The sequence below is a fragment of the Streptomyces sp. NPDC018029 genome, assembly GCF_044327655.1.
Taxonomy (GTDB): domain Bacteria; phylum Actinomycetota; class Actinomycetes; order Streptomycetales; family Streptomycetaceae; genus Streptomyces.
In genome coordinates this window covers 1,043,112-1,057,281 of sequence record NZ_JBIRFV010000001.1, presented here as the reverse complement: position 1 = coordinate 1,057,281, position 14,170 = coordinate 1,043,112, and the positions used below count along the sequence as shown (strand labels likewise).

Below are 14,170 nucleotides of genomic sequence, written 5' to 3'. Positions count from 1 at the left end.
AAGCCCGGTAACGGGTGGAGGTGACTGGTACTAATAGGCCGAGGGCTTGTCCTCAGTTGCTCGCGTCCACTGTGTTGGTTCTGAAACCACGAACAACCCCGTATGTCGGGCCACGACTACGGTGCGGTTGTCAGTTTCATAGTGTTTCGGTGGTCATAGCGTGAGGGAAACGCCCGGTTACATTCCGAACCCGGAAGCTAAGCCTCATAGCGCCGATGGTACTGCAGGGGGGACCCTGTGGGAGAGTAGGACGCCGCCGAACTCCTTTTGAATGGGAAACCCCCGCACCTTATGGTGCGGGGGTTTTCTGCGTTTAGGGTGCCTGTTTACGACGCCTGCTTACAGGCGGCCGGCCGATTTGAGCGAGAGGTATGCGTCTGCCAAGGCCGGTGCGAGGTCATGCGGGGTGGCGTCCACGACCGTGACACCGCGGCGCCTGAGCTGTTCCGCTGTGCGGTGACGTTCCGACTGGGCTTGGGCGGCCGCTGCGGCCTCGTACACCGCCTCTGTTGTTCCGCGAGCGGTCGCCATTTCCTGGATGTGCGGGTCGGCCACCGAGGCCACCAAGACCTTGTGGCGCTGGGTGAGGCGCGGAAGTACGGGGAGCAGGCCCTCTTCGATGGGGGCGGTGTCGAGGCTGGTGAGCAGCACGATCAGGGAACTGCGGGGGGCCGTACGGAGGGCCGTCGAGGTGAGGCTTCGGGCGTCTGTTTCGACGAGTTCGGGCTCCAGTGTGGCCAGAGCGTTGACCAGGGAGGGGAGGACGTCCCCCGCTGAGCGCCCCTGGACCAGGGCACGTACTCGACGGTCATACGCGAGGAGGTCCACGCGGTCGCCGGCGCGGGAGGCCAGGGCGGCGAGGAGCAGGGCCGCGTCCATGGAGGCGTCGAGGCGTGGGGCGTCGCCCACTCGGCCGGCCGAGGTGCGGCCGGTGTCGAGGACCAGAAGGATGTGGCGGTCGCGTTCGGGGCGCCAGGTGCGGACGGCGACGGTGGACTGGCGGGCGGTGGCGCGCCAGTCGATGGAGCGGGTGTCGTCCCCGGGAACGTAGTCGCGGAGGCTGTCGAATTCGGTGCCCTGGCCGCGCGTGAGCACACTGGTGCGGCCGTCGAGCTCGCGTAGCCGGGCCAGCTTGGCGGGGAGGTGCTTCCGGCTGGTGAAAGGCGGCAGGACGCGCAGGGTCCAGGGGACTTTGTGGCTGCCCTGGCGGGTGAAGAGGCCGAGGGGGCCGTACGAGCGGATCGTCACGCGGTCGGCCTGGTGGTCGCCCCGGCGAGTGGGGCTCAGGCGGGTGGTGAGGCGGCGGCGCTCGCCGGCCGGGACGGCGAGTCGGTGACGGGACGCTGTGACGTCCTTTCCGAGCTGCTGGCTGCTCGGGGGCCAGGCGTCGCGGAGTTCGGCGCGCAGGGGGCGGCCGGACGGGTTCGTGACGGTGAGCTCGACATCGGCGGACTCACCGAGACGTACGGACGTGGCGCCGGAGCGGGTGAGGCCGAGTCGGCGTACGGGCGCGGCCAGGGCGAAGTCACAGGCGCAGGCCAGCGCCAGCGGGGTGTTGACGGCGAGGAGGCCGGTCCAGCTGGGATCCCACAGGCCCACGGGGAGCGTGCCGAGGGCCGCCAGGAGGGCGGTGCGTCCGGTGAGAGCCATCAGCGGGGGACCGGGACGTGAGCGAGGATCGCGTTGATGACGGAGTCGGCGGTGACGCCCTCCATCTCGGCTTCCGGGCGGAGCTGGATCCGGTGGCGGAGGGTGGGGAGCGCCAGGGCTTTCACGTCGTCGGGGATGACGTAGTCGCGGCCGGTGAGCCAGGCCCAGGCGCGGGCCGTGGAGAGCAGCGCCGTGGCGCCCCGCGGGGAGACGCCGAGGGTGAGGGACGGGGATTCGCGGGTGGCGCGGCAGACGTCCACGACGTACGCGGTGATCTCGGGGGAGACGGAGGTCTTCGCGACGGCGGCTCGGGCGGCTTCCAGGTCGGCGGCGCCCGCCACGGGGCGTACGCCGGCGGCGCGCAGGTCGCGGGGGTTGAAGCCGTCCGCGTGCCGGGTGAGGACATCGATCTCGTCCTGGCGGGACGGGAGAGGGACCGTCAGTTTGAGGAGGAAACGGTCCAGTTGGGCCTCGGGGAGTGGGTACGTGCCTTCGTACTCGACGGGGTTCTGGGTGGCCGCGACGAGGAAGGGCTCGGGGAGCGGCCGCGCGGTGCCGTCGACCGTGACCTGGCGTTCTTCCATCGTTTCGAGGAGCGAGGACTGGGTCTTGGGCGGGGTCCGGTTGATTTCGTCGGCCAGGAGGAGGTTCGTGAAGACCGGGCCGGGCTGGAAGGAGAACTCCGTGGTGCGGGCGTCGTAGACGAGCGAGCCCGTGATGTCGCTCGGCATCAGGTCGGGCGTGAACTGCACGCGTTTCGTGTCGAGTTCGAGGCTCGACGCGAGGGCGCGGACGAGCAGGGTCTTCGCCACCCCGGGGACCCCTTCCAGCAGGACGTGGCCCCGGCAGAGCAAGGCGACGACGAGCCCGGTGACGGCGGGGTCCTGGCCGACCACGGCCTTGGAGATCTCGGCGCGCAGGGCTTCCAGGGAAGCGCGGGCGTCGCGGGGAGCTCCGGTGGGCCCGTTGTCAGTGGTCGGGTCCATCATGAGTGGCGTACCTCTCTTTCGAGGGCGTCGAGTTGGTCGGCGAGGGCGATGAGAGCTGCGTCGTTGCCGGGGGTTGGCCCGAAGAGGAGGGGGTGCAGGTCGTGGCCGGGGGTGTGAAGGCGGGTGGTCAGCGCGGGGATCAGGTTCTCGGGCGCGTGGGCTTGTGCGGGGGAGACGCCGACGAGGGGGGCGAGGCGGGTTCGGGCGGCGGTGCGTAGGGCTTCGGATGCGCGGTCGCGGGCGTTCGCCTTGCGGTAGAGGCGGGCACGGCCTTCGACGGCTTCCGAGGCACGGATGGCGACGGGGAGGCGTTCGGCGACGAGGGGGCCGAGGCGGCGGGCACGCCACAGGGCGGCGAGTGCGGCGGCGATGGTGAGTTGCAGGGTGCCCCAGAGCCAGCCGGAGGGGATCAGGTCGAAGAAGCCGCGGCGCTCGGCGTCGGTGGCCGCCTGGTCGTCGGAGAGGGAGGGGAGGTACCAGACCAAGTGGGGGCGGGAGCCGAGGAGTTGCAGGGCGAGTGATGCGTTGCCCTGCTCGTCGAGACGGTCGTTGTAGAGGATGTCGGGGGCGCCGAGGACGACGGTGTCGCCCTTTCCGCGGGGGGCGGGGAGATGGAGAAGGCTGGGCAGGCCGTCGCTGAGGTAGCAGGCCTCGGCGTCCGGAGCCAGAGTGTCGTAGCGGATGCCGCCCATGTCGGCGGTGCCGGCGCGGCGGGCCTCGGGGAGGGAGCAGCTCGGGGAGAGCGTCGAGTCGGCGCTGGTCGTGGGGGCCGCGGTGACCCCGGGGGCGAGGGCGTCGATCGACGGGGTGCCCGGGGTGACGAGGACGGTGCGGCCGCCGGAGTCCTCGGTTGCCGCGTGCAGGCGGGACCGCTGACGGTCGGTGAGGACGTCGGGGTTGGCCACGAGGAGCGTCGTGTCGGGGCCGGCCGCGGACCGGGCCTCATCGGTGCCGGTGACCACGCGGGTGGACACACCCTGGTCGGCGAGGAGTTCGGCGACGGCTCGGCTTCCGTGGGAGTCGGCGGAGCGCGGGTCGAGGCGGCCGTGCTGGGCGCCGGAGCGGACCGCGGCGATGACGACGGCCGCCGCGAGGAGGACGACCAGGGCGAGGACGATGCCTCGGGAGCGGGTCCAGATCCGGCGGGGCGTGGGGGAGATCGAGGTGGGGGACACGGCGGACGGCGCGCCGGGTGGCCGCTGCTCCGGGGTGGCGGGGGGAGAGGGCCGGGCCGGTTCGGCGGAGGGAGAGGGCTGGGTCGGTTCGGTGGAGGGGGCGGGCTGGGTCGGTTCGGTGGCGGGGGTGGGGCCGGTCATTCGGCGGCCCCCTGGGAGCTGTTGCTCGGTGTGGTGTGGGCGGTGCTGGTCAGCATCGGTCTGGTGGTGACCAGGTCACGGTCGAGCTCGGCCAGGCGGAGGTACGCGGCTTCGTCGGCGGTGCGGCCGCCGTACGTCACGTCGTCGAACTCGCGGGCGGCGGAGCGGAGTCGGTCGGTGTGGGCGGGAAGGGTGCGGCCTGCTTCCGCGGCGGCTTCGTCCGCGGTGCGGCCGGGGCGCGGGTCGAGGAGCGCGCGTTCCTCCAGGGCGCGGACCATGGCGCGCATGCGTTCCTGCACGGCCTGGTTCCAGTGGGCCAGCGCGGCGTGCGCCTCGGACGCCGCGCGGTGTTCGGCGGCGCTGCGGGGGCGGTCGTCGAAGAGGGCCGGAGCGGAGGTCGCGGCGCGCTGCGGGGTGCCGAGGCGCCACCACAGCGCGCCGACCAGGAGGACGACCGCCAGCACGATGACCAGGAGGCCGAACCCGCCGCCCGGGGTGGCCCCCGAGGCGGCGGAGAACAGGTCGTCGACCCAGCCCCAGAAGCGGTTCAGGGCGCGCTGGAAGAGGCTCGGATCGTTCTCGTGGTACATCGGCTTGGACAGCTCGCGTTCGGCCGCCTCCCGTGCGGGGTCGCGTGGGATCGTCACCGGTGGGTCGTCACCGGTGCGCACGGCCTCCACGAGTACTGCCCCCGCCGCGGTCACCGCATCAGCTCCCCGATGTGCCGGACGAGGTCGGGCCGTGACCGGGGAGGCCGGCCGCGCGGGCGAGTTCGAGGTCGAGGGCCTCGCGGCGGATCCGCTGGTCGATGTAGAGCAGGACGGTGACCCCGGCCGTGATCGGGAACGTCAGCATGGAGCCGATGACCGAGCCGACCCCGCTGACGATCAGGAACGTCCAGCCCAGCTCGCCGGTGCTGTCGAGGAAGCCGGTGACGCCTTCGCCGCTGACCGCCCCGGCGATGAACGTGAACGGGATGACGATGATCGACGCCACGACGTTCGCGATGATCGCGGCGAGCAGCTGGATGCCGAAGACGCGCCACCAGGAACCGCGGACCAGCTTGGTGGAGCGGATCAGGGACTTCTTGATGCCCTGCTTCTCCAGCATGAGCGCGGGGGAGGCGAGGGAGAGGCGGACGACGATCCAGACGGCGACGACGCCCGCGCCGAGACCACCGAGTACGGCGAGGCCGGCACCGGCGTCGGACGGGCCGGCCAGCGCGATCAGCAGGCCCGGCAGGATGCCGGCGGTGACGATGGCGAAGCCGATGAGCGGGATGAGCAGGGTCAGGCCGAACAGCTTGGCCAGCTGGGGGCGGGAGTCCTGCCAGGCCTCCGTGGCGGTGACCGACTTACCGAGCACCGCGCGGCTGGTGACCATGGTGAGCAGGGCGGTCGCGACGATCGTGCCGAGCAGCGTGATCGCGAGGACCACGCCGGAGCTCAGCATCGTGTCACCCATGGCGCGGGTCAGTTCGCCGACGGTCGCGCTGGGGTCGTCGAGGGCTTCCGTGTCGACGGACTCGTTCAGGACGAGTCCCTGCAAGAGGACGACGACGATCTCCGTGACCACGGCCACGGTCAGGGAGATGCCGAGGACCGTGCGCCAGTGGGCGCGCATGGTCGACACCGCGCCGTCGAGGATCTCGCCGACGCCGAGCGGGCGGAGCGGGATGACGCCGGGCTTGGCGGCGGGCGGGGGGCCCTGCCAGGCTCCCCAGCCGCGGTAGCCGCCAGGACCTCCGGGGCCGCCGGGAGCGCCGGGGCCACCAGGGCCACCAGGGCCGCCGGGTCCGCCGCCCCAGCCCCAGCCGCCGCCCTGGCCGGGCGGCGGGGGCGGGGGAGGCGGTGTGTGACCCGGGCCCGGGGTGCTGGGCGGGGACCACTGGGCGGGCGGCGGCTGCTCCTTGGACCACTTGGACGGGGCGCTCCGGCCGCCGTCGTCGGCGGGTTCGGCGGCGTCCGGCTTGCCGGGGTCCTGTCCGTCGGAGGGGGCAGATCCGGGCGAGGCCCAGCCCGGAGTGTCGTTCATCGTCGCTCCTTCAAGGTGCCCGTCCGCGGGTGCGGCGGCAGGTTGCCAGCCATCGTGCCACGGGGCGGGCGCCAGGTGACCGGGCGCCGTAGCGGCTGTACACCTTCAATTGTCCGTCGGGTACGGGGCAGACTGGGCGGATGGCTGATCAGTACGCGCAATCCGGCGAGGACATACGGCCGACCGAGATCTCCAGGGTTCCCGCGATCCGCTGGGACGAGCCACCCGAAGGCCCAGTACTGGTCGTCCTCGACCAGACCCGGCTGCCGGGCGAGGAGAGCGAGCTGGTGTGCACCGACGCACCCGCCCTGGTGGAGGCGATCAGGACGCTCGCGGTACGAGGGGCGCCCCTGCTGGGCATCGCGGGGGCGTACGGCGTCGCGCTGGCCGCGGCCCGGGGCTTCGACGTGGACGAGGCGGCGGGCTCGCTGGCGGGGGCGCGGCCCACCGCGGTGAACCTCGCGTACGGAGTGCGCCGGGCCCAGGCCGCGTATCGTTCCGCGGTCGCGGGCGGGGCCGATGCCCGGCAGGCCGCGGGTGCCGCGCTCGACGCGGCGCGGGCGCTGCACGCCGAGGACGCCGAGGCGAGCTCCAGGATGGCGGCGCACGGCCTGGCGCTGCTCGACGAGCTGCTGCCCGGTGGCGGGCACCGGATCCTGACGCACTGCAACACGGGGGCGCTGGTCTCCGGAGGGGAGGGCACGGCGTTCGCGGTGGCGCTCAAGGCGCACCGGGAGGGGAGCCTGCGCAGGCTGTGGGTGGACGAGACGCGGCCGCTGCTGCAGGGGGCCAGGCTCACCGCGTATGAGGCGGCGCGGAACGGAATGGCGTACACATTGCTCACGGACAGTGCGGCGGGTTCGCTGTTCGCGGCGGGTGAGGTGGATGCCGTGCTGATCGGTGCCGACCGGATCGCGGCCGACGGTTCGGTGGCGAACAAGGTGGGGAGCTATCCGCTCGCCGTGCTGGCTCGATACCACCATGTGCCGTTCATCGTGGTGGCGCCGGTGACGACCGTGGACCCGGAGACTCCGGACGGGGCGTCCATCGAGGTGGAGCAGCGGGCGGGGCATGAAGTGACGGAGGTCACCGCGCCGCATGTGCCGGTGGTCGGGATGGAAGCGGGAGGTGGGATTCCGGTGGCACCCCTGGGGACCCAGGCGTACAACCCCGCGTTCGACGTGACGCCGCCCGAGTTGGTGACGGCGATCGTCACGGAAGAGGGCGTTCTGTCACCTGTGACAGCAGAGGGCCTTGCCGAGCTGTGTGCCAGGTCACGCCAGGTAACGATTAGCTAATGGGATGATGTCAGGCATGAAGGGACGAGTCCTTGTCGTCGACGACGACACCGCACTGGCCGAGATGCTCGGGATTGTGCTGCGTGGTGAAGGTTTTGAGCCGTCGTTCGTAGCTGATGGCGACAAGGCGCTGGCCGCTTTCAGGGAGGCAAAGCCGGATCTTGTACTGCTCGATTTGATGTTGCCGGGGCGTGATGGCATCGAGGTGTGCCGCCTGATCAGGGCGGAGTCCGGGGTGCCGATCGTCATGCTCACGGCCAAGAGCGACACGGTGGATGTGGTGGTCGGCCTGGAGTCCGGGGCCGATGACTACATCGTCAAGCCGTTCAAGCCGAAGGAGCTCGTGGCCCGGATCCGGGCGCGGCTGCGGAGGTCGGAGGAGCCCGCGCCGGAGCAGCTGGCCATCGGTGACCTGGTCATCGACGTGGCCGGACACTCCGTGAAGCGGGACGGGCAGTCGATCGCGCTGACGCCGCTGGAGTTCGACCTGCTGGTCGCGCTGGCGCGCAAGCCGTGGCAGGTGTTCACGCGTGAGGTGCTCCTGGAGCAGGTCTGGGGCTACCGGCACGCGGCGGACACCCGCCTGGTGAACGTGCACGTCCAGCGGCTGCGGTCCAAGGTCGAGCGGGATCCCGAGCGGCCGGAGATCGTGGTGACCGTCCGTGGCGTCGGTTACAAGGCCGGACCGAGCTGACGTGACCCGGGACAGTTCCACCTCGGCGCCCGGGGGTCCGGGGGCTCGCTCGGGGCGGACTGGCCCGGCGCGTCGCGCGTCCCGGTTCGGGCGGCTCGTCGACGGCGGGCTGCTGCTGCAGGGCGGGGTGCAGGGCAGTCCTGTGCTCCGGCTCTTCGTGCGCTGGGTGCGCCGTCCGCTGCTGCCCGCCGTGCGGCTGTGGCGGCGCAACATCCAGCTGAAGGTCGTCGTCACGACCCTGCTGATGTCGCTCGGCGTGGTGCTCATGCTCGGCTTCGCCGTCATGAGCTCCGTGAACAACGGCCTGCTCAAGGCCAAGGTGAAGGCGTCACAGAGCCAGGCCGACGGTGGCTTCCGCGCCGCGCAGGACAGCGTCAACGCGGCGCGGCAGAGCACCGGGCAGGGCCAGGGCCAGGACGGCAGCACGGTTGACGGGCGTAACGCCGCCGTGTGGATGTCCGACCTCGTCGAGCAGCTCTCCAGCGGTGGGCAGAACGCCTTCGCGGTGGTGACGCTGAGCCCCACATCCGCCGGCGACTCCGGCAGTGTGCGCGGGTCGCGGGCCTCGGGCGGCGTGGAGCCGATACTGAGCGTGCCCGAGGAGCTGCGCCGCCAGGTCGACGACGGCACCGGCGTCTACCAGGCCAATACGCGCGTCGTGTACGACGACGGCCGTGAGCCGCAGTCCGCGTTGGTGATCGGCAAGCGGCTGAACGACCTCAACGGCGATCCGTACCAGCTGTACTACCTCTTCCCGCTGACGCAGGAGGAGGAGTCGCTGAACCTGGTCAGGACGACTCTCGCGACCGCCGGGCTCTTCGTCGTGGTGCTCCTGGGCGCCATCGCCTGGCTGGTGGTGCGCCAGGTCGTCACGCCCGTCCGCATGGCCGCGGGCATCGCCGAGCGGCTGTCCGCCGGGCGCCTTCAGGAACGTATGAAGGTCACCGGAGAGGACGACATCGCGCGGCTCGGTGAGGCCTTCAACAAGATGGCGCAGAACCTGCAGCTGAAGATCCAGCAGCTGGAGGAGCTGTCGCGGATGCAGCGGCGGTTCGTGTCCGACGTGTCGCACGAGTTGCGTACGCCGCTGACGACGGTACGGATGGCCGCCGACGTCATCCACGAGGCGCGGGTGGACTTCGATCCGGTGACCGCGCGGTCGGCGGAGTTGCTCGCCGACCAGCTGGACCGGTTCGAGTCGCTGCTCGCGGATCTGCTGGAGATCAGCAGGTTCGACGCGGGGGCGGCCGCGCTGGAGGCCGAGGCGATAGATCTCCGTGAGGTCGTCCGCCGGGTCGTCGGCGGCGCGGAGCCGCTCGCCGAGCGCAAGGGCACCCACATACGGGTCGTGGGGGACCAGCAGCCGGTGGTCGCCGAGGCCGACGCGCGGCGGGTGGAGCGCGTGCTGCGCAATCTCGTCGTCAACGCCGTGGAGCACGGTGAGGGCAAGGACGTCGTGGTGCGGCTCGCCGCCGCGGGCGGCGCGGTCGCCGTCGCGGTGCGGGACTACGGAGTGGGACTCAAGCCGGGCGAGGCGACCCGGGTCTTCAGCCGTTTCTGGCGGGCGGACCCGGCACGCGCGCGTACGACGGGTGGTACGGGCCTCGGCCTCTCCATCGCCCTGGAGGACGCGCGGCTGCACGGCGGCTGGTTGCAGGCGTGGGGCGAGCCGGGCGGTGGCTCGCAGTTCAGGCTTACGTTGCCGAGGACGGCGGACGAGCCGTTGCGGGGCTCGCCGATACCGCTGGAGCCCGACGATTCGCGGCGCCACCGCGGGCTGAACGACGCGGGGCTGCCCCTCGGGGGCGGGAACAAGCTGGCCACGGTTCCCGCGCAGTCGTCCGCGCAGTCCTCCGCGCAGGCGTCCTCGGCGACGTCCGAGCGGGTTCCGCCGCCCGTGCCGGCGAAGGGGCCCATAGCGCCGCGGCTGATGCACACCGGGCCCGTGGACCCGACGGCGTTGCCCGGCAGCGGGGCGCGGGTCGTGGCGCGTCGGCAGATGGACGACGAGCCGCAGGGTGGGGCCGGCGGCCAGAGCGGACAGAGCGGTCCGAGTGGTGCGAGCGGTCAGAGTGGTCCGAGTGGTGCGGGTGGCGTGAGCGACCCGGGTGGCGTGGGTGGCGCCGGTGACCCGAGCGGCCCGAGCGGCCCGAGTGGCCCGAGTGGCCGGAGCGGTCCAAGTGGCCCGAGCGGTGCACGTGAGGCCAGTGGTGCGAGTGAGTCCAGTCGCCCGAGTGGTGACGGCGCCGGGCAGGCGGACAGGGAAGAGGAGAACACTCGTGGGCGCTGATCCCGACGGGCGCGGCCGCCGTGCGGGCCGCAGGCGTCCCCTGCGCACCGGACTCCTGCTGGGCAGCTGCGGCGCACTCCTCGCCGGGTGCGCCTCGATGCCGGACAGCGGGAATCTGAAGTCCGTAGACGCCTCGCAGCGTCCGGACTCGCAGTCGCAGGTCCGTGTCTACGCCATGCCGCCGCGCGAGGGTGCCCGGCCCATCGAGATCGTCCAGGGCTTTCTGGAGGCGCTGACCAGCGATGACCCGCAGTTCGCGATGGCGCGCAAGTACCTGACGAAGAAGGCTTCGCGGGAGTGGAACCCGGAGGAGTCCACGACGGTGCTCGCCGACGGCCCCAACACCGACGCGGGCAACGCGGGCAACGAGGGAGAGGGCAGCCGCCGCTACTCCCTGACCGGTCACCAGGTCGCGAGGGTCGACGAACAGCACGCCTACCGCCCCGAGGACGGGGCGTACAGCCAGTCCGTGCACCTCAGCCAGAACGGCGGCCCGGGTGGGAACGAGTGGCGCATCGACCAGCCGCCGCCGGGCGTGGTGCTCGGCGAATCGGACTTCCAGCGGATCTACCGGCCCGTCAACAAGTACTACTTCGCCGGGCCCACCGGTGCCGGCGTGAGCGGCCGGACGGGGCTCGTCGCGGACCCCGTCTACATCCGGCAGCGCATCGACCCGCTGACGCAGACGGTGAAGACACTGCTCAAGGGGCCGACCAACTGGCTGCGCCCGGTGGTGCTCTCGAGCTTCCCCAGCGGTACGGAGCTCAAGGACCCCGAGAAGTCGCTGACGCTGGACGACCAGAACAGGCTGACCGTGCAGCTGAACAGCCGCTCGGACGGCGCCGGGCAGACCAAGTGCAAGGAGATGGCGGCGCAACTGCTCTTCACCTTGCAGGACTTGACGCCTTCGGGGGTCGAGCAGGTGACGCTGCAGCGTTCCAACGGCTCGATGCTGTGTGTGCTGAGCCAGGAGCGTGCCGAGACCGTCGCGGCACACCGCAGTGCGGACCGCCCCGACTACCAGTACTTCGTCGACGAGGAGCACCGGCTGGTCCGGATGTCCGCCAACTCCGGGAGCGCGGCGGATCCGGAGCCGGTGACGGGTGTCCTCGGCACCGGCGACCAGCCGTTGCGCTCGGCGGCGGTCTCGCGGGACGAGCAGCGTGCGGCCGGAGTGTCGCTCGACGGCAAGTCGCTGTACACGGGGTCGCTGCTCTCGGACGACCCGCTCGGCAAGGCGGAGCTGCGCAGCAAGGCGAAGTCGGAGGAGGACCGCCTCTCCACGCCCAGTTGGGACGGCCGGGGCAATCTGTGGGTGGCCGACCGTGATCCGAAGCGGCCGCGGCTGCTCTGGCTCGACCAGGGCGTGGGCAAGCCGGTCGAGGTCGAGGTGCCCGCGCTGGACGGGCGCATCCAGGAGGTGCGCGTGTCGGCCGACGGCGTCCGCATCGCCTTCCTCGTGGAGAAGGACGGCAAGCAGTCCCTGTGGATCGGCCGGGCCGAGCGGGGCGTCGGCAAGGGGGAGCGGCCCGAGATCTCGGTCCTCGACCCCACTCCGGCGGCGCCGCGGATGGAAGAGGTCACGGCCATGTCGTGGGCGGGCGGGAGCCGCCTCGTGGTGGTCGGCAGGGAGACCGGTGGCGTGCAGCAGATCCGGTACGTCCAGTGCGACGGCTCGGTGCTGCCGGGCACCGCGCTGCCCGGCCTGACCGGCGTCAAGGAGATCGCGGCGTCCGAGGACGAGCGGCAGCCGCTGGTGGCCCACTCGGACGACGGGATCGTGCGGCTGCCGACGGGTTCGCAGTGGCAGACGGTCGTGAAGGAAGGGCTGGCGCCGGTCTATCCGGGCTGACTCGGCTGACTCCGGTGCGGCCCTCGACGGACGTGTCGTCATCGGCGGGCGGTTGTCCACAGGGGGTTGTCCACAGGGGTGGCCGGGCGGTGGGCGGCTTGGCACAGTGGGGGCATGCGGGGGTGGTGGCAGGACCTCACCGACCTGGTGCTGCCGGCCGAGTGCGGAGGCTGCGGGGAGCCCCGGGCGGCGCTCTGCGACGAGTGCCGTGCCGCCCTGTGCGGGACCGCGCCGCGCCGGGTGCGGCCTGAGCCCGAGCCGCCCGGGCTGCCCGTGGTGCACGCCGCCGCGCCGTACGAGGACGCCGTCCGGGCCGTGCTGCTCGCGCACAAGGAGCGGGGCGCCCTGGGGCTCGCCGCGCCACTGGGGGCGGCGCTCGCCGGAGCCGTGTGCGCAGGCTTGCGGGGCCATTCCGAGCGCGAGGCCGTGTGTGGCGGTCTGCCGGGCGAATCCGGGGCCCGCGGTGATAGCGGGGCGCGAACGTGGGTAAGCGGCACACAGGATGGTCCACAGGGGCGTGTGATGCCGCCGTTGTCCCTCGTGCCTGTGCCGTCCGCGCGGGCCGCTGTGCGGGCCCGCGGGCACGACTCGGTGCGGCGGATCGCCCTTGCCGCGGCGGGTGAGCTGCGGCGGGCGGGAATCCCGGCGCGGGTGCTCGCGGTGCTGCGGCAGCGGCGTGCGGTGGCCGACCAGTCGGGGCTCGACTCCCGGCAGCGGCAGGCCAATCTGGCGGGCGCCCTGAAGGTGACCGCAGGGGGCGGCCGGCTGCTGGCGGGCGGTGGCCGGATCGTGGTCGTCGACGACCTGATGACGACCGGCGCCTCATTGGCGGAGGCCGCCCGCGCATTACGTGCCCTGCGCACGGAAGAGAACGCCGGAGCGGAGGGCGTACGAGAACCGGGAACGGGGGTTGTACGAAGGTCGGTATTGGGCTGCGAGAACACGGTCGACGCCGCCGTTGTCGCCGCGTCGCCGGATTCTTTCGAAATAAACCGGAACTGACTGAGAACTTGCATCGTTGCAGGTGATGAGAGGGTCGTTACACCTGAATGGAGGTACGCCGCAGTAGAGGGTGACGACATCCGTCCGGGCGAGATATGTTCGGTTGTGAGGAATGGCGGACGCCGTCCCTCGCATATCGGAATACCGGTCCGTGCTGGTCTGCGGTTTTCGCAATCACCCGGGCCGGTGGGGTGGAGATCTTGCCCACGGGGGAGGAGGAGGTGGAAGTCACCGAGTCCGAGGCCCCGGGAGTCACCGGGGTCTGGTGCAAAAGGGAGATGCTCCGCATCCGAAGCGGAGCGATCCGGGAACGGAGTTCTGCGTGGACATCGTCGTCAAGGGCCGCAAGACCGAGGTGCCCGAGCGGTTCCGCAAGCACGTGGCCGAGAAGCTGAAGCTGGACAAGATCCAGAAGCTCGACGGCAAGGTGATCAGCCTCGACGTCGAGGTGTCCAAGGAAACCAACCCGCGTCAGGCCGACCGTTCCGACCGTGTGGAGATCACGCTCCGCGGGCGTGGACCCGTGATCCGCGCGGAAGCCTCGGCCGCAGATCCGTATGCGGCGCTGGACCTGGCGACGGCCAAGCTCGACGCCAGCCTGCGCAAGCAGCACGAGAAGCGCCACAACCGGCGCGGCAACGGCAGGCTTTCGGCCGCCGAAGTCGCCGAGCGCGTCCCGGACGCGGCGACGCTCAACGGAGACGGCACCCTCGCGCGCGACGAAGAGCCGGACGGCGTACCGGTCAAGAAGATCGGCTCCCTGGAGATCCAGGGTGAAGGTCCCCTCGTGGTCCGCGAGAAGACGCACGTCGCGGCACCCATGTCACTCGACCAGGCGCTCTACGAGATGGAACTGGTCGGACACGACTTCTACCTGTTCGTCGACTCCGAGACCAAGGAACCCAGCGTCGTCTACCGACGGCACGCCTACGACTACGGCGTCATCCGCCTCAACACCGACCCCATGGTGGCCAAGGCGGAGACGGGCGGCGGAGGCGGAGCCCTCGGCGGCTGACGACCGCCCCATGACAGCCGAGGTGGTGCC

General features: G+C 71.7%; 11 protein-coding genes and 1 rRNA gene. 7 read left to right on the top strand and 5 right to left on the bottom strand.

From position 1 onward, the window contains the following. The first annotated feature begins 145 nt into the window (after window positions 1-145). A 5S ribosomal RNA gene (rrf, locus tag ACH4D5_RS04595) occupies window positions 146-262 on the top strand. A gap of 77 nt (window positions 263-339) precedes the next feature. On the opposite strand, the gene ACH4D5_RS04590 is transcribed toward rrf, so the two are convergent. The 5 genes from ACH4D5_RS04590 to ACH4D5_RS04570 are packed head-to-tail and all read right to left on the bottom strand — an operon-like array spanning window position 340 to window position 5,989. Then, the gene (locus tag ACH4D5_RS04590) at window positions 340-1,650 is read right to left on the bottom strand and encodes a DUF58 domain-containing protein (protein WP_398298436.1); all 1,311 of its coding nucleotides are present in this window, start codon (window positions 1,648-1,650) and stop codon (window positions 340-342) included. Further along, the gene (locus ACH4D5_RS04585; RefSeq protein WP_398298552.1) at window positions 1,650-2,636 is read right to left on the bottom strand and encodes an AAA family ATPase; all 987 of its coding nucleotides are present in this window, start codon (window positions 2,634-2,636) and stop codon (window positions 1,650-1,652) included. The genes ACH4D5_RS04590 and ACH4D5_RS04585 overlap by 1 nt, the downstream gene beginning before the upstream one ends. Then, complete coding sequence (locus tag ACH4D5_RS04580; RefSeq protein ID WP_398298434.1) at window positions 2,636-3,955, bottom strand: DUF4350 domain-containing protein; 1,320 nt, start codon at window positions 3,953-3,955, stop codon at window positions 2,636-2,638. Before ACH4D5_RS04580 ends, ACH4D5_RS04585 begins: the two co-directional genes overlap by 1 nt. Continuing rightward, a complete protein-coding gene (locus ACH4D5_RS04575; protein WP_398298432.1) occupies window positions 3,952-4,659 on the bottom strand; it encodes a DUF4129 domain-containing protein in 708 nt (235 codons plus the stop codon). The genes ACH4D5_RS04580 and ACH4D5_RS04575 overlap by 4 nt, the downstream gene beginning before the upstream one ends. 4 nt (window positions 4,660-4,663) lie before the next feature. Further along, window positions 4,664-5,989, bottom strand: coding sequence for a hypothetical protein (locus tag ACH4D5_RS04570; RefSeq protein WP_398298430.1), 1,326 nt, complete (start codon window positions 5,987-5,989; stop codon window positions 4,664-4,666). A 140-nt stretch (window positions 5,990-6,129) separates the two neighbouring features. On the opposite strand from ACH4D5_RS04570, the gene mtnA reads away from it, so the two are divergent. The 6 genes from mtnA (at window position 6,130) to hpf (ending at window position 14,140) form a co-directional block, all read left to right on the top strand. Further along, window positions 6,130-7,287, top strand: coding sequence for an S-methyl-5-thioribose-1-phosphate isomerase (mtnA, locus tag ACH4D5_RS04565; RefSeq protein WP_398298428.1), 1,158 nt, complete (start codon window positions 6,130-6,132; stop codon window positions 7,285-7,287). A gap of 4 nt (window positions 7,288-7,291) precedes the next feature. Further along, on the top strand, window positions 7,292-7,981 hold the full coding sequence (mtrA, locus tag ACH4D5_RS04560) for a two-component system response regulator MtrA (protein ID WP_189176211.1): 690 nt from the start codon (window positions 7,292-7,294) through the stop codon (window positions 7,979-7,981). Between the two features lies 1 nt (window position 7,982). Then, a complete protein-coding gene (mtrB, locus tag ACH4D5_RS04555) occupies window positions 7,983-10,271 on the top strand; it encodes an MtrAB system histidine kinase MtrB (RefSeq protein ID WP_398298426.1) in 2,289 nt (762 codons plus the stop codon). Continuing rightward, entirely contained in the window at window positions 10,261-12,123 is a 1,863-nt protein-coding gene (locus tag ACH4D5_RS04550; RefSeq protein WP_398298424.1) for an LpqB family beta-propeller domain-containing protein, read from the top strand. Before mtrB ends, ACH4D5_RS04550 begins: the two co-directional genes overlap by 11 nt. Window positions 12,124-12,237: 114 nt before the next feature. Beyond that, window positions 12,238-13,125 (top strand): ComF family protein, encoded by an 888-nt coding sequence (locus ACH4D5_RS04545; RefSeq protein WP_398298422.1) that lies wholly within the window; start codon window positions 12,238-12,240, stop codon window positions 13,123-13,125. Between the two features lie 322 nt (window positions 13,126-13,447). After that, the gene (hpf, locus tag ACH4D5_RS04540) at window positions 13,448-14,140 is read left to right on the top strand and encodes a ribosome hibernation-promoting factor, HPF/YfiA family (protein WP_398298420.1); all 693 of its coding nucleotides are present in this window, start codon (window positions 13,448-13,450) and stop codon (window positions 14,138-14,140) included. Window positions 14,141-14,170: the final 30 nt, after the last annotated feature.